The following is an 18,825-nucleotide window of genomic DNA, read 5'->3' on the forward strand; positions in this document are numbered from 1 at the left end:
GTTCACCACGAACGCCCCGTTCACCATGGACGCATCGCTCACCACCAACGCGCCTCTCCCCACGGACACACCGTTCACCACCGACGCGTCCATGAGGAGTGACGCGTCGGTGGTGAACGGTGTGTCCGTGGGGAGAGGCGCGTTGGTGGTGAGCGATGCGTCCATGGTGAACGGGGCGTTCGTGGTGAACAGTGCGTCCGTGGGGAGAGGCGCGTTCGTGGTGAGCCGCGTGTCCATGGTGAGCGGGGCGTTCGTGGTGAGCGGCGCGTCCATGACCGGAGGCGGCTCGATGGTCAGCTGCCCGCCCATCGTGGCGGCGGTCGGCTGCTGTTGCTGCCAGAACAGGTCGGGTTCGTGGCGCGTGTCCTGGGCCGGGGTGGCCCAGGAGTCCTCGGCCGGGCGGGACTCGATCGCGGCGAGAGGTGCGCTCGTCAGGGCGGTTTGGGCGGCGTGGGCGGTCAGCAGGTCGCGGGCGGCGGCGAGTTGACGCTGGACGCGTTCCTTCGTGGTCCGCAGCGAGGACGGGCCCGACTCGGCCGTGGCGGCGGGCAGCGCCTTGGGAGCCGTCTCCGGAGCGGGTGGCAGCGCCGGGACGGACCTGGCGGTCAGCTCCGCGACGGGACGGTCGGCAGCCGCCTGCTCACGGACGCCGGGGGCGGCCGCCGGGCGAGCGGGCCGGGTGTCGACCGACGAGGCCGGCCTCCGGTCGGGCGGCAGCGATGCCGGCGTGGTCGGTCCCAGCTTGGCGCGCGCCACGTCGAACCACTGCCGGGTGACGTCGCCGAGGGCGGGATCGGCCTGTCTGCGCGGCGTGTTGCCGGTTCCGGCGTCGGCGGCCGTACCGGACTGCCCGCGTCCGGTGTCGGCGAGCGAACCGGCGCGCTTGCGCGGACTCGTCGCCGCGCGGGTCGCGTTGAAGGTCCCGGTGTCGGTCTCGGCCCGGTCGTAGAGGTTGTCGATCCGCTGCCGGACCTCGTCGCGGCTCGGCCCGTCCTCGGCCGCCGCGGGAGTGGCGCCCGCGGTCTGGGAGAGCAGGGCCACGGAGGTGAGAGCCGCCGTGGCGAGTGCGGAGTTGCGCATGCCCGGGAGGCCGATGCCTCCGGGGCGCGGGGATCGCTCCGGCGCCATGGAAGAGGTACTCCTTCCGTAGCCCGTCACCGAACTCCTGCCGCCGAGGCGGATGTCGGGTTCGGTCAGGGGTGACTCGACCAAGGTACGCGCGACACGACGGGTTTCGCCGGGGGAAGTCGTGCGGTCAGGCGGCCAACTTAGCCAACTTGTGTGACTGGTGTGAAGATTCAAGGGTAAAATGTCCGATACGTAACTGTGACCTTCGTCGTGTTGCTCCGAGGGACCTCCGGTGGAGCGTGAACTCGTTCCGTTCGGGTCGGCAAGTACGGGTGAACGATGTCGATTTCGCCGACCCCACGGACTGCCGATGACCGATCTGCCCTGCCGGCCCTCCCCGAGAGCCGGCGTTCCCCACGGTGCCGCCGAGGACGACGACGCCTCGTTGATCGTGGCGTCGCTGGACGAGCCGGAGCGTTTCGCGGAGCTGTTCGACCGCCACGCACCCGCCATCCACCGGTACATCGCGCGTCGGCTCGGCCGTGACGCGGCCGACGACGTCACCGCGGAGACCTTCCTGACGGCGTTTCGGATACGGAGCCGCTACGACGCGAGCCGGACCTCCGCCCGCCCCTGGCTGCACGGCATCGCGGCGAAGCTGATCGGCAGGCACCGCAGGGAGGAGGTCAAGGCGCTGAAGGTCCTGGCCCGCAGCGGAACCGACCCGGTCGCGCAGACCTGGACCGAGAACGCCGACGACCGGGTCGCGGCGCAGGCCGCCTCCCCGGCGCTGGCGAAGGCGCTGACCCGGCTCTCCCAGGGCGACCGGAATGTCCTGCTGCTGTTCGCCTGGGCCGACTTCACGTACCAGGAGGTCGCCGAGGCCCTGGACATCCCCGTGGGAACCGTCCGTTCCCGGCTCAACCGGGCCCGCAGGAAGCTGCGCGGCGTCCTGGGCGAGCACCGTTCCCTGGTCGAGGCACCCGCACCCGAAGGTGGCACCGTATGAACGAGATCATCGAGACGCGCGCGCTGCGGGACGACTGCCCGCTCCCCGACGACGCCAGGCTCGCCCCGCTGCGGGACCGCGTGCTGGACGCCGCCCGGGTCGACGGCGCCGGCCGGCGCCCCACACTGCGCGGCACGGGCGGCGGGTTCCCGCGCCGCAGGATCGTCCTGACCGCGGCGGCGACTGCGGCGGTCGCCGTGACCGGCATCGTCGTCGCGGATCTGCCGGGCGGCACCGACATTCCTGCCGACGGCCCCCGGCTGCTGTCCGCGCGGGCATCCGCCAACGCCCTGGAACTGGCCGCGAACACGGTGGAGCAGCTCGGAGCCACCGAGCCCGGGCCGAAGCAGTGGGTGTACGAGAAGTCCACGAGCTTCCAGCACGGCACACCGCAGTCGGCGGAACAGTGGACCCGTTGGGACGGCACGGGGTCGGCCAGTCTGCCCGGCGTCCCCCGGTCCGGAGACATCTCGGACTTCGACCCGAACAAGCTCCAGGTCTGGTACGGGCCCAACCAGGAGGAGAAGTGGAAGAAGGAGGGCTACGACGACCGTTCGCAGCGGCAGTTCTACCGCTTCCTCGCCACCCTGCCCGGCGACCCCGACCGGATGATGCGGCGCATCCGTCAGGAGCACGCCATCGGTGACATCGAAGGGGAGACGCCGGCGCAGCGCGACTGGCGGGAGATCCACGTCCTCTACCGTTCCGTCCTGATTCCGCCGAAGGTGCAGGCGGGCATGTTCCGGGCCCTGGCGAAGATCCCCGGCGCCCGGGTGGAACAGGGCGTCGAGGACCCCCTCGGGCGGAAGGCGATCGCGGTGACCGTCAACTACCCCGAGCGCACCGCGAACGGCCTGCAGGGCAAACAGGAGATCTTCTTCGACCCGGAGACCTACGCGTACCTCGGGGCGAGGGAAGAGGTCCCGCCTCTGGAGTCGATCACCACGAACGGCACGAAGATGCCGCTGCCCGCGGAGGCCGACTCCGCGATCGTCGTCGCACGTGCCGCGTGGGGGGTCGTGGACAAGCCGGGCGCCCGGCCCTGAGGGCGCGGGCGGTCACCGCGCGGCCCGCTGCCCCCGCCAGGCCTCGTAGTGGTCGAGAACCGTCTGCTCGACGGGGCGGTAGGTGACGCCGAGTTCGTGCACGCTCCTGCTGTTGTCCACCCGGAAGCGGATGCCGAGGTGCCCCCGGATGTAGTCCTGGGTCAGGCCGAAGGCCGGGCCCAGGACGTGCACCGGCCAGTGCGGCAGCGCGGTGCGCGGCAGGCGCAGGTCACGGGGGTGGTGCGCCCGGATGATGCGGGACATGTCGTGGAACGACGTCATCGTCTCGGCCGCGACGATGTAGCGCCCTTTTGCCTCGGGGTTCTCGGCCGCCGCGATGTGCGCGTCGGCCACCTCCCGTACGTCCGCCGTGGTGAAGGCGAAGTCCGGTGCGCCGTAGAAGAAGTAGCCCTTGAACAGCTCTTCCAGCAGGAACAGGCTGCCGGACTCCGACGCGGGGGCGAGCGACGGGCCCAGGATCAGGCCCGGATTGACGGAGACCATGCGCCAGCGGTTCTGGGCCGTCTCGGCCTCCCATGCCGCGCGCTCCGCGACGGTCTTCGCATAGTGGTAGGGGTTGTTCCGCACCGTGCTCGTGGTGTTGAAGTACTTCTCCGAGAGCACCTGGTCGTCCATGTCTAGCACGTCGGCGTAGTCGCCGAAGATCGCGCCCACGGTGGAGGTGAACACCAGTCTCTCGACCGTCGGGGTCCGCTCCAGGCTCCCCAGCACGTTGCGTGTGCCGAGCAGGGCCGGGTCGACCATGTCCCGTCGGCCGTCCTTGATCTTCTCCGGCATGAAGAACGGCGACGCCACGTGGAAGACCACCCGGCAGCCGCGGATCGCGTTGTCGAAGGACCCCTCGCGCAGCAGGTCCGCCTCGAACAGGTCGAGGCGGCCCGGAAACTCCTCCTGCATCTCCCGAAGCGGCAGCACCTTGGCCGTGTGCGCGAGGCTCCGTACGGTGGTGCGCACCGCGTAGCCACGTTCCAGCAGCCGCCGGACCAGATGGCTGCCGACAAAACCACTGCCGCCGGTCACCGCGACGACCGTCGCCCCGCCTTTGCCCACGCCCTGCTCCTCAGTGCCGGTCACCGGTACGTCCGGGGCGCTGCGATCGGTGCCCCAACGGTCAGGGTCGGGCATGACACTGTGGAAAGGGAACATGCATGGCTGAGTTGTGATCGTTGTCGGCGGCTCCACTGCGCCGTGTGGGGTCCCTTTCGCCCGGCCGCGTCGCACTCACCCGTCCGGGCCTCTCTGGTCCCCAGCACCTCCTCGGGCCGCGTCGGGCCGGTGGATGCCGCGGGGCCGGTAGCCGAGTTCGTCGGAGCGGCCCAGCAGGTCGGCCAGGAGCCAGACGATGGCCAGCCACATCTCGGTGCCCTGGAGGCCCGGTTCCGGGCCGGGGCCCGCCGTGCCCGGGCCGAAGCCGAAGCCACGGCCGTCCCGCCAGCGAGTGAGGGCGAGGGCCAGCTGCCGCTCGGCCCAGGCGCGGATCTCGGCGGTGCGGTAGCCGGCGCCCCCGGCGCCCGTCCCGAGCTGCCCCGTGCACAGCCACAAGGGGTGGGCGACGTCCAGCACATTGCAGGCGTTCTCCCGGCCCGTCCCGAAGTACCGGGTGTCCCGGGCGTGGTCCAGGACCGCGTCCACGACCCGCTCCGGGTGCGGCACGGGCAATCCGAACTGGGCGAAGGAACCGCGCGTCAGCCGGTAGTAGCCGTTGACCACCTGCAACCGCCCGGCGCCGGGCGAGGGTACGCCCCACATCCCGGTCCACGGGTCGGCACGGGTGAGCAGCCAGCCGAACAGCGCCTCCGGCGCTCCGGGTTCGGTACCGCCGCCTTGAGGCCGCCGCAGGTTCCAGTGGGCGGCCGTGGCCCAGGAGTCGATCCAGGCTCCGGCACCCCACGCACCGTCCCGCCAGGGCAACTCTTCGAGCCGCGCGACAAGTTGGGGGACCGTCATCTCCTGTACCCCGCGCACCGGATGGGGGAGGCCCACGCCCAGCAGGTCCAGCGCGTAGCCGACGCAGAGGACGTGGTACAGCGCCGCACCCTCGCCGGGGAAGCCGTCGTCCGGCAGGGACTCGCCGAACTCGGGCACCAACCCGGTTCCGGGGTCCTGGAGCGCGGCCAGCCGCCCGCGGTGCTCGTCGGCCGCCAACTGTCCCGGGGCGGAATCCAGCAGCAGGTCGGCGATCTCCACGGCGTCGCAGTGCGCCCGTACCGTGGGCGCGGCGCCGGGACGGTCGACGTACCGCTCGCCGTCCCAGCAGCGGGCCAGCAGGTCCGGAGCCTGGGCGCGGGCGGTGTCGGCGAACCGGCTCAGATCCGTGCCGACCGCGGGGGGCGGCGGGGTGTCCCGGCGGTCACGGACCGGACGTGCCGGATTCCCGGCGGCCACCGTCCACGCCGGAAGGTCCTTGGTGACGACCGCTCCCGCGCCGATCACACAGTGGTCGCCGACGGTGACGCCGTCCACCACGACCACGTGCGAGCCGATCCACACGTCATCCCCGATCTTGATCCCTCTGCTGGTGAGCGGTTGCCGGAAGACCGGCCGGTCGGGGTCCATGGAGTGGTTGAAGCCGAGCAACGAGGTGTGGGCCCCGATCCGTACGCCGTCACCCAGGGCCACGGCACCTCGGACGGTGGTGAACGGATTCAGCGTGCAGTCCGCGCCGGTGGCCAACTCCCCGGTGACATAGGCGTGGGCGGCGATGTACGAGCCGGCCCCGAGCCGCAGCCGGTCCGGGAACACCGCGGCCGACTCGGCGACGTAGCACCGCTCGCCGATCTCGCTGTCCCCGTCGATCGCCCGCTGCCGTTCCCGCTGGGCGAGACGCTGCTCCTCGGTCGCATCCTCCGCGAACAGCCAGGGACAGTGGTCGAAGTGCCGCACGGACGGCTCCTGGTGATCCATGGGCCGTACGCTAGGCGTCCCGATACCGCGCCGGAAGAGCCCATGAGTCTCACCGGTCCGGCAGCCCGCCCGGCCTGACCAGCCCCGCCTCATACGCGAGTACGACCGCCTGGGCGCGGTCGCGCAGGGCCAGCTTGGCGAAGATGCGGGCCACGTGGGACTTCACCGTGGCCTCGCTCAGGGTCAGTTCGGTGGCGAGCTCGGTGTTGGACAGGCCGCGGCCCAGCAGGGTCAGGACCTCCAGTTCGCGGGGCGTGAGGGCGGCGAGATTCGCGGGGACGGCGGCCGGACGGTCACCGTGGGAGGCGAAGCGCTCCACCAGGCGCCGGGTGATGGACGGGGCCAGCAGGGCGTCGCCCGTGTCGACCAGGCGTACGGCCGCCGCCAGATGCTCCGGCGTGACGTCCTTCAACAGGAAACCGCTGGCCCCGACCGACAGCGCGGTGTAGACGTAGCGGTCCAGGTCGAAGGTGGTCAGCATGAGCACCCGGCAGTCCGGGGAGTGTTCCAGAATGCGGCGGGTCGCCTCCAGGCCGTCCATGTTCGGCATGCGGATGTCCATCAGCACGACGTCCGGGCCGAGTTCGCGGGCCATCGCCACCGCCTCGGCGCCGTCGGCCGCCTCGCCGACCACCTCGATGCCCCGCGCTTTCAGGATCAGCCGGAAGCCGGTCCGGATCAGGTTCTGGTCGTCGGCGACGAGGACGCGGGGTGACCGCTCGGCCGCCGTCACGGGCGGTCCAGGGGGATGCGGGCCCGAACCCGGTAGCCGCCGCCGAGCCGACGCCGGGCGTCCAGGTCACCGCCGTACACCGCGACCCGCTCGCGCAGGCCGAGCAGCCCGCGGCCCGTGCCGTCCCGGTGCCGGGGGTTCGTCCGCGCGGGCGGGTTGCCGGTCAGCACGCTCGGGCCGGTGTTGAGCACCTCCACGCGCAGCGCGTGGTCGGCGTACCGCACCGTGACCTCGGCCTTGCCGCCGTCGCCGTGTCTGAGCGCGTTGGTCAGCGCCTCCTGCACTATCCGGTAGGCGGTCACGTCGATGCCCTGCGGCAGCGGGCGCGGCTCCCCGGAGATCCGCACCTCGACGGGCAGGCCGGCGAAGGAGATCCGGTCGACGAGCGGACCGAGCCGGTCGAGGCCGGGCTGCGGAGCCAGCTCCACAGGGGGTCCGACATCGCCCTCTTCCTCCGACTCCGGGTCCTCGCCGCTCGCCGACGGCGCCAACAGCCCCAGCAGATGCCGTAGATCGGTCATCGCCCCGCGTCCCGCGTCCTCCACCGCCCGCAGAGCCACCGCGGCCTCGTCCGGCATCGTGCCCAGTACCTCGCGGGCCGCCCCGGCCTGCACCACCATCAGGCTGACGTTGTGGCTGACGATGTCGTGCAACTCCCGGGCGATACGGTCGCGTTCGGCCGTGACCGCGGCCCGCGCGGCACTTTCCCGTTCCCGCTCCAGCAACCAGCCGCGCTCCCCGACGGCCGCCTGCCACCGGCGTCGCGTACGCCACAGCGCCACCGCCAGCCCGACGGCCGCCGCGCACGCCACCCCCAGCGCCGCCATCAGCGCGTTCGTCTCCCCGTCCCACACGAGCATCACCTTGGCAGACCCTCACGGGATCCGCATCAGCCTGTGGATCCAGGGCCCTGCATCTCCAGGATGAGCGGCCGCCCGATCTGCCATCCACGGAGGGATGTTCAGGCCGCCGTACCCTCCGTAGCGTTTTCCGCATGATCACTGAGGAGAACAGGGGAGAGGCCGTCGTACGGCTCGACGGTGTGCGCAAGGAGTACGGCGAGACGGCCGCGCTGGACGGTGTGTCGCTGGAGATCCGGGCGGGGGAGGCGGTCGCCGTGATGGGGCCGTCGGGGTGTGGCAAGTCCACCTTCCTCAACATGATCGCCGGGTTGGACCGGCCGACCGGCGGCACGGTCGTCGTGCACGGGGAGAACGTGGGGGAGTTGAGCGAGAAGGGCCTCGCCCTGTACCGGCGCCGCCGGATCGGCATGATCTTCCAGTTTTTCAACCTGGTCGACGACCTGTCGGCGCTCGACAACGTGGCGCTGGCCGCGCAGTTGACCGGTACCCCGGCCCGGCAGGCCCGCCGCCGCGCACTGGAGCTCTTCGACGAACTCGGCATCGCGGACCGCCGCAACGCCTACCCGGCGGTACTCAGTGGCGGCGAGCGGCAACGCGTCGCCGTGGCGAGGGCGTTGATGAACCGTCCGGCCCTGCTGCTGGCCGACGAGCCGACCGGAGCCCTGGACAGCCGGGCGGGCGAGCAGGTGATGGATCTGCTGCTCGACCTGAACCAGATCGGCCAGACCCTGATCCTGGTGACCCACGACGAGCACCTCGCCCGGCGCTGCGCCAGTCGGCTGGTCGAGTTCGCCGACGGCCGGGTGACCGGCGAGCACACCCTGGAGCCGTCCGCATGAGGGCGGTGTGGCGAGCCGCCCGCGCGGCGGTGCGGCGGCGCAGACTCCAGACCCTCGTCATCGCCCTGGTCACGCTGACCTCGACGGCGGCGATCGTGGTGGCGCTCGGTCTGGTCGACGCGGCCTCCGCCCCCTTCGACAAGGCCTTCGACAAGCAGCGTGGCCCGCATGTCGCCGCCGCTTTCGATCCCGCGAGGGTCTCGGACGCGGAGCTGGCGCGGGCGGCCCGGCAGCCCGGCGTCGAGGCCGCCGCCGGGCCCTTCGCCCAGGCCGCGATCGAACTGCCGCGCGAAACCATGAACTTCGGACTCGGCAGCGACCTCACCGTCGTGGGCCGGGCCGACCCGGCAGGCCCGGTGGACCGGCTGGACCTGTGGGCGGGCCGCTGGGCCACCGGGCCGGGCGAGGTCGTCCTGAACCGGCAGTCCGACTGGACCGCGGACGACCTCGGCAAGAAACTCCGGGTGCCGTCGGGCCCGGACCTCACCGTCGTCGGGTTCGCCTTCGACCTCGGCCGGACCGCGGACGCCTGGGTCGCCCCCGAGCAGATCGCGGCCCTGCACCCCACGGCCACGCAGATGCTCTTCCGCTTCACGGACGCCTCCTCGCAGGACCGGCTCCGCGCGAGCCTGGCCGCCGTCACCGACGGGCTGCCGCCGGACGCGCTCACCGCTTCGCAGTCGTACCTCACCCTCAAGCAGCAGATCGGCAGTTCGGCCCGCGCGTTCACGCCCTATCTGATGGCCTTCGGCATCCTCGGCATCGTGGTGGCGGTGCTCATCGTCGCCAACGTCGTCAGCGGCGCGGTGATCTCCGGCTTCCGGCACATCGGCATCCTCAAGGCCCTCGGCTTCACCCCGGGACAGGTGCTCGCCGTGTACCTCACGATGATCTCCGTCCCCGCGGTCGCCGGCTGTGTCCTCGGCACCGTCGTCGGCAATCTGCTGGCCCGCCCCCTCTTCGAGTTCGTCTTCATGGGGCCGGACGCCGGGGTGTTCCACGACAGCGTGGGCATCGCGCCCTGGGTGAACGTCCTCGCCCTGCTCGGCATGCCCGGCGTGTGCCTCCTCGCCGCGCTCGCCCCGGCGGCACGCGCCCACCGGCTGCCCGCGGCCCGGGCCATCAGCGCGGGCAGCGCCCCGCGCGCCGGGCGCGCCCTGGGAATCCAGCGGCGGCTGGCGGGCAGCGGGCTGCCGCGTTCGGTGAGCCTGGGCATGGGCCTGCCGTTCGCCCGGCCCGGGCGCAGTGCCCTCACCCTTGCCGCGGTGGTCCTGGGCGTGACCGCCGTGACGTTCGCGACCGGCCTGGGCGCGTCGATGACCAGGTTCGGCGAGGCGGGCCGCGACGCCTTCCAAGTCACGGTGTACGTCGGCAAGTACAAGGACGGCAAGGAGATCCGGCCGACGCACGGCGACGCCGAACTCCAGTCGATGCTGCGCTCCCTGCCCGGCGCCGACGAGGTCACCGCGAGGGCGGACGTCGAGGTGCGCATGGCGGGCTCCGCGCAGGAGGTGATGCTCGAAGGCCGCCGGGGAGACCGGCCGCAGCTGGACAGCGTGCTGACCGCAGGCCGGTGGATGCACCGGAGCGGCGAGATCGTCGCCGGCTCGGCCTTCCTGCGCCGGAACGACCTGCGGGTCGGCGACCGCCTCCGCCTGGAGAAAGGCGACCGGCACGAGACGGTGGTGATCGTCGGGGAGTTCATGCACAACGACCGTCGACTCGTCGTCACCGACCAGTCGACACTGACCGCCCTGGCCCCCCAGGAGAAGCCCATCGCCTACCACGTCAGGCTCCGCGACGGGGCGGACCAGGCCGCCTACGCCCGCGCGGCCCGGGCCGCCGACCCCGGGATCAGCCCGGACCCGGTCGGCGCCAACACCGTCACGCAGACCATCGTCGGCTCGGCATCGTTGCTCACCGTGATGCTCGCCGTGGTCGCCTCCCTCGGCGTCTTCAACACGGCCGTCCTCAACACCCGCGACCGCCGCCGCGACCTGGGCATGCTCAAGTCCATCGGCATGACGCCGCGTCAGGTCACGGCGATGACGGTGACCTCGATGGCGGTGCTCGGGGCGCTCGGGACCGTGGTCGGCATACCGCTGGGCATGGTCGGCCACGAGCTGGTCGTGCCGCGGATGGCGGACGCCGTGGACATCACCCTGCCGTCGTACATGACGGACGTATGGCAGGCGCCCGCCCTGCTGGCCCTGGCCCCGGCAGGTGTGGCGATCGCCGTCCTGGGCGCGTACGTCCCGGCGCGCAGAGCGGCACGGCTGACGGTCGCCGAGGTGCTGCACAACGAGTGACGGTGTACGGCCGCTCCGCCCTCACCGCGTGCCTCAGTCGGCGCTGACGTTCGAGGTGAGCAGGCGGAGCAGCTGTTTGGCCAGGGCGTCCTGCTCCGGGGTCAGGCCCATGGCGTCGCCGATCGCGAGCGGGACCGTACCCGCGCGGTCCCGGAGCAGGGCTCCGGCTTCGCTGAGACGGATCGCGACCGAGCGCTCGTCGTCCGCCCGGCGCTCGCGGTGCAGCAGGCCGTTCGCCTCCAGGCGCTTCAGCAGGGGCGAGAGGGTGCTGGACTCCAGCTGGAGCGAGGCACCCAGCTCGCGGACCGAGATCGAGTCCTGCTCCCACAGCACGAGCATGACCAGGTACTGCGGATAGGTCAGCCCCAGCTCGTCCAGCAGCGGCCGGTAGCGCGCCGTCACCGCGCGGGAGGCGGCGTACAGCGCGAAGCAGAGCTGGTCGTCCAGGAGCAGCGACCCTTCGGCCGGTTCTGGGGCTGTACTCACGGCTCGGCTCCTGCTTCCTGCGCTGGTCATCGAGGCTCACCACCCTATCCTTGAAGTCCTCTCGATTCTATCGAGCCCTAAGAAGTCCACCCCTAATGAGTCCAGTCCTAATGAATCTTGCCCTAATGAGTTGTGCACGATCTAATCGAGCGCTACTCTCCAGGTGTGCCGCCTCTCCGGGCCGGGGTCCCCGCCGGAGCCTGCCCGCGGCACCCGATCCGAGGAGATCGTCATGACCGAGACCCGCCCGGTCCTCGAGCCCGCCGCCCAGTCCTTCGTCGAGGCCACCGCGAACCCGCCGTACCTCTTCGACCTCGGTCCCGTCGAGGGACGCAAGACGGTCGACGAGGTGCAGTCCGGGGAGATCGCCAAGCCCGACGTCGACGAGGAGTGGGTCACCGTCTCCGGCGGCCCCACCGGCGAGGTCCGCACCCGGATCGTCCGCCCGGCCGGCGCCACCGGCGTCCTCCCGGTGATCCTCTACATCCACGGGGCGGGCTGGGTCTTCGGCAACGCCCACACCCACGACCGCCTGGTGCGCGAACTCGCCGTCGGCACCGGTGCAGCGGTGGTCTTCCCCGAGTACGACCTCTCGCCCGAGGCCCGCTACCCGATCGCGATCGAGCAGAACTACGCGGTCGCCCGCTGGATCGTCACCGAGGGCGCCGGCCACTACCTGGACCCCACCCGCATCGCCGTCGCCGGCGACTCCGTCGGCGGGAACATGACCGCCGCGCTGACGCTGATGGCCAAGGAACGCGGCGATGTCCCCCTGGTCCAGCAGGTGCTGTTCTACCCGGTCACCGACGCCGCCTTCGACACCGGCTCGTACCAGCAGTTCGCCGAGGGCTACTTCCTGCGTCGCGACGCCATGCAGTGGTTCTGGGACCAGTACACGACCGACGAGCAGCAGCGTGCCGAGATCACCGCCTCGCCGCTGCGCGCCACCACCGACCAACTGCGCGACCTGCCTCCGGCGCTGGTCATCACCGGCGAGGCCGACGTCCTGCGCGACGAGGGCGAGGCCTACGCCAACAAGCTGCGCGAGGCGGGCGTCCCCGTCACGGCCGTCCGCTACCAGGGCATCATCCACGACTTCGTGATGCTCGACGCCCTGCGCGGGACGCACGCCGCCGAGGCCGCCGTCAACCAGGCCGTCAGCACGCTGCGCACGGCGCTTGGCACCGCCTGACACCGGCAGGTTGTTCCTGGAGCACCATTCCTGAAGGAACAGGGCACGTCCGAGAGGCGTGCCCGCTGCCCCGTCCACTCAGGAGAGCCACCGGTGGTCGACCTCGGCCGCATCCGCCTGTTCTTCACCAGCCCCGGCCCGGCCCCGCCGACGCCCCGCCCTGCTGCTGGTGCACGGCTGGGGCGGTGACGGCCGGGAGTGGTCGCCGCACGCGGAGGCGCCGGCCGGCCGGTTCCGGGTGGTCGTGCCCGACCTGCGCGGACACGGCCGTTCCGAGGTTCCGGCCGAGGGCAACACCCCGGTGGAGACGGCCGCGGACTTGGCCGCCTTGATCGACGCCCTCGGCACCGGCCCCGTGGTCGCGGTCGGGCACTCGAGGGGCGGCCAGGTCGTCAACCTGCCGGCCGTCCACCACCCGCACACCGTGCGGACGGTCATCGAGCTCGACCCCGCCCACGGCGCACACGGCGAGGAGGCCGAGCAGATCGCGCCCGCGGCTCACGCGCCGCCGCCGACTTCGTGGCCGGCGCCTTCGCACCGGACGCCCCGGCCGGACTGCGCACCGCCCACGTCCGCGCCGTGCTCGGCACCCCCGACCACGTCATCGCCCGGTCGTACGCCGGGATGTACACCGACCCGGGCGCGGTGGGCGTACCCGCACAGCGAGCAGTACCTGCGCCGCCGCGCCCGGCGGGCGCTGACCGTATGGACGTCGGCCGAGGCCGCCGCCTGGGAACGCGGCACCCGGCACGTGCCCGGCTCACGCGTCGACCACTGGCCGGGAACCGGGCACTACCTCCACGAGGAACACCCGCGGCGTACCGTCCGCCTCGTCGAGGACTGGGCGGACTCCGTCACCAGCGCGGCAGCTTGAGCTCGTACTCCGGCTGGATCCGCCGCATGTAACCGGTGTCGTCCCGCGTGCGCACACCGGACTCGATGTACAACCGGTGCAGCCGGTCGAGGGCGTCGTGGTCGAGTTCCACGCCGAGACCGGGCCCGGTGGGTACCTCGACCGCGCCGTCGCGCAGCTCCAGCACACCCGGGACGATCACGTCGTCGGCCGAGTTCCACGGGTAATGCGTGTCGCAGGAGTGGTCGAGGTTGGGGATGGCCGCCGCCACATGGGTCATGGCGGCGAGGCTGATGCCCAGGTGAGAGTTGGAGTGCATGGACAGCGCCAGCCCGAACGCCTCGCAGACTGCGGCCAGTTCACGGGTGCGGCGCAATCCGCCCCAGTAGTGGTGGTCGGTCAGCAGGACCTGGATCGCGTTCTGCTCGATCGCCGGCTTCAGGTGTTCCCAGGCGATCACGCACATGTTGGTCGCGAGCGGCAGCGGCGCGTCCTCGGCGACTTCCGCCATGCCCGGGATGCCCTTGGTCGGATCCTCCAAGTACTCGAGTACGCCGTCCAGTTCGCGGGCGACGCACTTCGACGTCTCCACCGTCCAGGCGGTGTTCGGGTCCAGGCGCAGCGGCTCCCCGGGGAACGCCTCCGCCAGCGCCTTGATCGCGGCGATCTCGTCGTCGGGAGGGAAGACCCCGCCCTTGAGCTTGAACGAGCGGAAGCCGTACCGCTGTTGCATCAGCCGGGCCTGCTCGACGATCCCGGCCGGGTCCAGTGCCTCGCCCCAGTCGTCGCCGACGGCCGCGCGGCCGTCGAGGGCCGGGTGTTCGGCCCACTTGTAGAAGAGGTATGCCGCGAACGGCACGGAGTCCCGCACCGCGCCGCCGAGCAGGTCCACGACCGGACGCCCGAGCAGTCGGCCCTGCGCGTCGAGGCAGGCGACCTCCACCGCGGAGGTGGTCCAGCCGCGTTCGTGGGAGCTGGGCACGGTCGGCAGCAGGGCGGCGTCGATCGCCGCCGCGACGGCCGTCGTGTCGAAGACGTCCATGCCGACGACCACCTTCGCCGCCGCCTGAAGTCGCTCCAGGCGGGCGGTGCCGCCCGGCGACTCGCCGAGGCCCACCGTGCCGTCCTCAAGGACGAGTTGGAGAATCACACGTAGTGCAAGGGGCTCGTGGACGCCGTTGGAGTTGAGCAGGGGCGGGTCGCGGAAGGCGATCGGGGTGACGATCAGCTCCCTGATCCTGGTGGGCTTCATGCGCCGATCACCTCCAGGCCGTGGTCGATGAGCTTCGCGAGCCGGGCGACGTGCTCCGGCGTCGGGTCGACGAGGGGCGCCCGTACGCCGCCCACGTCCAGGCCGCGCAGGGTCACCCCGGCCTTGACCAGCGACACGGAGTATCCGGGGACCTCGTCACGGAGCTCGACCAGTGGACCGTAGAACTCGTCGAGGAGCGTGTTGACCTGCGCCTCGTCGTTCTCGGTGAGCGCCCGGTGGAAGGCCAGGGCGATCTCCGGGGCGAAGGCGAACACGGCGGAGGAATACAGGTCGACGCCGATGCCGCGGTAGGCGGGTGCGGTCATCTCGGCGGTGGGCAGGCCGTTGAAGAACTGGAAGTCCTGCCCGTCCGGGAGGGCGCGCACGGCCCGGACGATGCGGTGCATCCGCTCGATGTCACCGAGACCGTCCTTGAGGCCCACGACCCCGGGCAGGGCGGCGATCTGCGCGGCCGTGGACTCGGTGAGGCGGGCGGTGCCGCGCTGGTAGAAGACGACGGGCAGGCCGGTGGCGTCGGTGACCTCCTCGACGTACCGCACCAGGCCCTGCTGCGGGGCGTTCACCAGGTACGGCGGCAGCAGCAGGAGGCCGTCGGCGCCGGCGCGTTGGACGCGGGCCGCCTGGTCGCGGGCGACCCGCACGGGACCGCCGGCCGCCGCGAGGACGGGCACCCGCCCCGCGGTCGCTCCGACGGCGACCCGTGTCGCCCGCTCGATCTCCTCCGGTGTCAGCGCGTGGAACTCGCCGGTACCGCAGGCGACGAACACGCCGCCCGCGCCGGCCGCGACGCCCGCCTCGATGTGGTGGGCGAGCCGTCCTTCGTCCAGTGAGCCGTCCGCGGCGAACGGCGTGACCGGGAAGAACAGCACTCCTTGGAACTTCATGTCTCCCTCGTAACTGCGAGTGTGCGTGGGGGGTGAGGTCGGCGGGGGTCAGCCCTTGGTGGCCCCGGCGGCGATGCCGGTGACCAGCGAGCGCTGGAGGAGCAGATAGACGATCAGGCTGGGGACCAGGGCGATGACCGCACCGGCTAGCACGACCCCGGAGCCGACCTCGGGGTCGGTGCGCAGGATGGACAGGGCGACGGTGACCGTGTAGTCGGTGGGGTCCTTGGAGGCGATCAACGGCAGCAGGTACTGGTCCCAGATCATGACGAAGCCGAGCACACCGGCCACGCCGAGGGCGGGCTTGCACAGCGGCAGGACGACCTGCCACAGCATCCTGAACTCGCCCACGCCGTCCAGCCGGGCGGCCTCCTCTATCTCGGTGGGGATGTCCTTCATGAACTCGGTCAGGAGCATCACGGAGAAGCCCCAGGCACCGAGCGGCAGGATCACGCCCCACGCCGTTCCCTTCAGGTCCACGCCGACCACCGGGACGTGACCGAGGACCAGGGACAGCGGGATCGCGATGACCTCCTCGGGGAGCATCATCGTCAGCATGAACAGGGTCAGGACCAGCGCCTGGCCGCGGAACCTGTGCCGGGCCAGCGCGTACGCGGCGAGCACCGACACCGCGAGCTGGAGCAGCAGCGCGCCGCCCGCTATGACGAGGGAGTTGGTGAAGTAGTCCCAGATCCCGCGCTCGCCCGCCACCTTGAAGTTCTGCAAGGTGCTGTCGTGCGGGAGGAAGGACAGCGACGAGCCGCTGGCGTGTGCGGTGAAGGCGCCGGAGACGATCGTCAGGAACGGCGCCGCGAAGATGCCGAGCGCGATCGCGCAGAGCAGGATCCGCAACGTCCAGGCGACGCCCGGCCGGTCGCTCCAGCCGAGGGCGGTGTCGAAGCGGGCGGGGGTCGCCCGCTGCCTGGCCGAGGCATTCCCGGCCGGTGAACCAGGCACCGACGTGCGGACGGTGTCGATGGTGGGTGCGCTCATCGCACGTCTCCCCTCTTGCGGAAGTGGTTGACCGTCACGGTCAGCAGCAGGGTCACGCAGAGCAGCACCACGGAGGCCGCGGAGGCGCCGCCGATGTCGTTGCGGGTGAAGCCGAGGCTGTAGGCGCGGGTCATCCAGACCTCGGTGGACCCGGCCGGACCGCCGCCGGTGAGGACGTACACCTCGGTGAACACACGCAGTCCGCGGATCGCGGCGAGCGTGAGGACGATGCCGAGCGCGGGGCGGATCGCGGGCAGCGTCACGTAGCGCAGCCGCTGCCACAGCGAGACGCCGTCCATCGCGGCGGCCTCGTAAAGGGTGCGGTCCACACCGGCCAGACCGGCGAGGATGATCACCATGTTGTACGGGGCGAGCATCCAGACGGCCATGACCATCGTCGCCCACAGCGCGGTGTTCGGGTTGTCGAGGAACTGCGTGGGCCCGAGCCCGAGGAAGCCGAGGCCGTGGTTGATCAGGCCGTCGGAGGTCGGGTAGTACAGCAGCCGCCACATCTCGCCGACCACCGCGGTCGCCGTGACGACCGGCAGGAAGACGGCCGTACGCATGATCTTCAGGGAGCGGGCCTGGCCCTCAAGGAGCAGGGCGAGCAGGAAGCCGACGAAGATGGCGCCCAGCGACTGGCCGAGGCCGAGGAGGAGGGTGTGGCCGATCGCGTCCTGGAAGCGATGGTCGGTCAGGACCCGGGTGTAGTTGTCGAGGCCGACCCACTTGTCGCCGAGGAAGGGCCGCACGTCGAAGAAGCTGAGCCAGACGCCCTTGCCCATGGGCAGGAACTTGAAGACGAGGGCGAGCAGCAGGCCGGGGGCGAGGAACACCCAGGGAAGCGCTGCCTTCTTGGTGAGAACTCTGCGCCGCTGGGGCGTGGTGACGGTCGCGGTCATTTCAACAGGTCCTGGTCCTTGAGGTCACCGGCGAGGGTGTCGTTGAGTTCCTTCAGGCTCGAACTGACGTCGCTGCCGCAGTACGTGAAGATCGCGTTGAGGCTGTCCGCGGTGTCCTGCTTGATCGGGGCGAAGTCCGGCGCGTTCGGGAACTGCTCCGAGGTGTCCTCGTACGCCTTCTGTACGACGCTCCAGCGGGAGTCGTTCCGTACCTTCGCCGCGTCCAGGGCGGAGTTGACGGGGATGCGGACGACCGGCTGGTGGCCGTCGACGCTGGTCATGGCGATCCGCTGGCCCTCGGGGGAGATCAGGAACGCGGCCAGCGCCTGCTCCTGCTTCGTCTTGCCGGTCTTGGCGCCGAAGTACACGTTCTCGCCGTCGGCCAGCACGTCGGACCCGGCGGGCCCGGCCGGAGCGGCCACGACCTCGTACTTGTCCTTGCCGGGCGTCGCGTCGAAGGTGGTGATGTTGTACGGGCCGGTGAGGTACATGCCCGCGTTGCCGTCCTGGAAGTTCGTGGCGTTGCCGGTGATGGCGGTGAGCGCACCCGGCTGGACCACGTTCTCGGAGCCGCAGAAGAGGTTGTCCTTCAGCCAGGTGACGGTCCGTACGGCGGCCGCCGAGTCCATGGCGGGGCGGTAACGGCCGTTGCCGCCCGGCTCGATGATCTTCGCGCCGCCCTGCCACAGGTAGCTGGCGCCCCACCAGGCGGCGTAGCCGTTCTGGGCGCTGCCGGGGACGACCATGCCGTAGGTGTCGGCCTTGCCGTCGCCGTCCGGGTCCCCGGTGGCGAAGGCCTGGGCGACCTGGAGCATCTCCTGCCAGGTCGTGGGCGCATCCAGGCCGAGCTTCTGCAGCCAGTCCTTGCGGATCATCAGGGTCATGGCCTGGCGGGAGTACGGGATGCCGTAGTGCTTGCCGTCGATGCCCACGGTGGAGGACCAGGACTTGCCGGTGATCTGGTCGTGGCCCGCGATCGAGTCCGGGGCGATGGGCTTGAGCAGGCCCTGGCTCTGGTAACTGCCCATCAGAGCCGTGTCGTTGATCATGACGTCGGGCAGGTCCTTGGTGGACGCCCGGCTCTGGAGCTGCTGGTCGAAGTTGACCACCGGCTGATAGTCGATCTTGATTCCGGTCTTCTTGGTGAAGGCGGCGAAGACGCGGTCGTAGGTCGCGGCGGAGTCCGGATTGCTCCGCGTCCACACCTCCAGCGTGTTCGGGTCGTCGGAACCGGCGCTGTCGGAACCGGAGCCACAGGCGGCCGTTCCGAACACCAATCCCGCGACGGTCAGCGCGGCGGCCAGGCGGCGACTTCGTCGACGATCGCCCATGGGCACTCTCCGTTCATATCCGTGAACTCTCTTCACGAATCTAAATGATCGCCCAAGCTACGAATCGTTTCACCCGTATGTCAATACATGGCTGAAACATTTCACCAGCGTCACACACG

At 71.2% G+C, this 18,825-nt stretch carries 16 protein-coding genes and 1 pseudogene; 6 read left to right on the forward strand and 11 right to left on the reverse strand.

Annotated features, from left to right (window positions below; all coding sequences use genetic code 11):
• Window positions 1-1,128: pseudogene (locus tag ADK57_RS22230) on the reverse strand (hypothetical protein); the annotation flags it as partial.
• A 310-nt stretch (window positions 1,129-1,438) separates the two neighbouring features.
• Here ADK57_RS22230 and ADK57_RS22235 point away from each other — a divergent pair.
• Window positions 1,439-2,077 carry an RNA polymerase sigma factor gene (locus tag ADK57_RS22235; RefSeq protein WP_078973271.1) on the forward strand — a complete coding sequence of 213 codons (639 nt, stop codon included), beginning with the start codon at window positions 1,439-1,441 and terminating at the stop codon, window positions 2,075-2,077.
• A complete protein-coding gene (locus ADK57_RS22240; RefSeq protein WP_053751273.1) occupies window positions 2,074-3,123 on the forward strand; it encodes a CU044_5270 family protein in 1,050 nt (349 codons plus the stop codon). Before ADK57_RS22235 ends, ADK57_RS22240 begins: the two co-directional genes overlap by 4 nt.
• Before the next feature lie 12 nt (window positions 3,124-3,135).
• Here the strand turns inward: ADK57_RS22240 and ADK57_RS22245 are convergent, their stop codons facing one another.
• From ADK57_RS22245 to ADK57_RS22260, 4 genes are all read right to left on the reverse strand, one after another.
• A complete protein-coding gene (locus ADK57_RS22245) occupies window positions 3,136-4,194 on the reverse strand; it encodes an NAD-dependent epimerase/dehydratase family protein (RefSeq protein WP_053751346.1) in 1,059 nt (352 codons plus the stop codon).
• 171 nt (window positions 4,195-4,365) lie between these two features.
• Window positions 4,366-6,048 carry an acyltransferase gene (locus ADK57_RS22250; RefSeq protein ID WP_053751274.1) on the reverse strand — a complete coding sequence of 561 codons (1,683 nt, stop codon included), beginning with the start codon at window positions 6,046-6,048 and terminating at the stop codon, window positions 4,366-4,368.
• A gap of 49 nt (window positions 6,049-6,097) precedes the next feature.
• Window positions 6,098-6,781 carry a response regulator gene (locus tag ADK57_RS22255; RefSeq protein WP_053751275.1) on the reverse strand — a complete coding sequence of 228 codons (684 nt, stop codon included), beginning with the start codon at window positions 6,779-6,781 and terminating at the stop codon, window positions 6,098-6,100.
• Window positions 6,778-7,635 carry a sensor histidine kinase gene (locus ADK57_RS22260; protein WP_420711881.1) on the reverse strand — a complete coding sequence of 286 codons (858 nt, stop codon included), beginning with the start codon at window positions 7,633-7,635 and terminating at the stop codon, window positions 6,778-6,780. Before ADK57_RS22260 ends, ADK57_RS22255 begins: the two co-directional genes overlap by 4 nt.
• 140 nt (window positions 7,636-7,775) lie before the next feature.
• Here ADK57_RS22260 and ADK57_RS22265 point away from each other — a divergent pair, with 140 nt between their 5' ends.
• Window positions 7,776-8,483: an ABC transporter ATP-binding protein gene (locus ADK57_RS22265; RefSeq protein ID WP_053751277.1), complete on the forward strand. Its 708-nt coding sequence runs from the start codon at window positions 7,776-7,778 to the stop codon at window positions 8,481-8,483.
• Entirely contained in the window at window positions 8,480-10,792 is a 2,313-nt protein-coding gene (locus ADK57_RS22270) for an ABC transporter permease (protein WP_053751278.1), read from the forward strand. The genes ADK57_RS22265 and ADK57_RS22270 overlap by 4 nt, the downstream gene beginning before the upstream one ends.
• A gap of 33 nt (window positions 10,793-10,825) precedes the next feature.
• Here ADK57_RS22270 and ADK57_RS22275 read toward each other — a convergent pair whose 3' ends face one another.
• Window positions 10,826-11,308, reverse strand: coding sequence for a MarR family transcriptional regulator (locus ADK57_RS22275; protein WP_199830652.1), 483 nt, complete (start codon window positions 11,306-11,308; stop codon window positions 10,826-10,828).
• Between the two features lie 202 nt (window positions 11,309-11,510).
• Here ADK57_RS22275 and ADK57_RS22280 point away from each other — a divergent pair, with 202 nt between their 5' ends.
• Together ADK57_RS22280 and ADK57_RS22285 are read left to right on the forward strand one after the other, a co-directional pair.
• The gene (locus ADK57_RS22280) at window positions 11,511-12,470 is read left to right on the forward strand and encodes an alpha/beta hydrolase (RefSeq protein WP_053751279.1); all 960 of its coding nucleotides are present in this window, start codon (window positions 11,511-11,513) and stop codon (window positions 12,468-12,470) included.
• 58 nt (window positions 12,471-12,528) lie between these two features.
• A complete protein-coding gene (locus ADK57_RS22285) occupies window positions 12,529-13,344 on the forward strand; it encodes an alpha/beta fold hydrolase (RefSeq protein WP_234390362.1) in 816 nt (271 codons plus the stop codon).
• Here the strand turns inward: ADK57_RS22285 and ADK57_RS22290 are convergent.
• Genes ADK57_RS22290 through ADK57_RS22310 form a run of 5 tightly spaced genes read right to left on the reverse strand, consistent with a single transcriptional unit; the run spans window position 13,325 to window position 18,706 of the window.
• On the reverse strand, window positions 13,325-14,575 hold the full coding sequence (locus ADK57_RS22290) for a glucarate dehydratase family protein (protein WP_053751280.1): 1,251 nt from the start codon (window positions 14,573-14,575) through the stop codon (window positions 13,325-13,327). The two genes, ADK57_RS22285 and ADK57_RS22290, sit on opposite strands and share 20 nt — an antisense overlap.
• Complete coding sequence (locus ADK57_RS22295) at window positions 14,572-15,480, reverse strand: 5-dehydro-4-deoxyglucarate dehydratase (protein WP_053751281.1); 909 nt, start codon at window positions 15,478-15,480, stop codon at window positions 14,572-14,574. Before ADK57_RS22295 ends, ADK57_RS22290 begins: the two co-directional genes overlap by 4 nt.
• Window positions 15,481-15,528: 48 nt before the next feature.
• Entirely contained in the window at window positions 15,529-16,473 is a 945-nt protein-coding gene (locus ADK57_RS22300; protein ID WP_053751282.1) for a carbohydrate ABC transporter permease, read from the reverse strand.
• Window positions 16,470-17,375 (reverse strand): carbohydrate ABC transporter permease, encoded by a 906-nt coding sequence (locus ADK57_RS22305; protein ID WP_053751283.1) that lies wholly within the window; start codon window positions 17,373-17,375, stop codon window positions 16,470-16,472. The genes ADK57_RS22300 and ADK57_RS22305 overlap by 4 nt, the downstream gene beginning before the upstream one ends.
• On the reverse strand, window positions 17,372-18,706 hold the full coding sequence (locus ADK57_RS22310; protein ID WP_053751284.1) for an ABC transporter substrate-binding protein: 1,335 nt from the start codon (window positions 18,704-18,706) through the stop codon (window positions 17,372-17,374). Before ADK57_RS22310 ends, ADK57_RS22305 begins: the two co-directional genes overlap by 4 nt.
• Window positions 18,707-18,825 lie beyond the last annotated feature (119 nt).

Origin of the sequence: Streptomyces sp. MMG1533 (assembly GCF_001279775.1) — a bacterium.
Classification (GTDB): domain Bacteria; phylum Actinomycetota; class Actinomycetes; order Streptomycetales; family Streptomycetaceae; genus Streptomyces.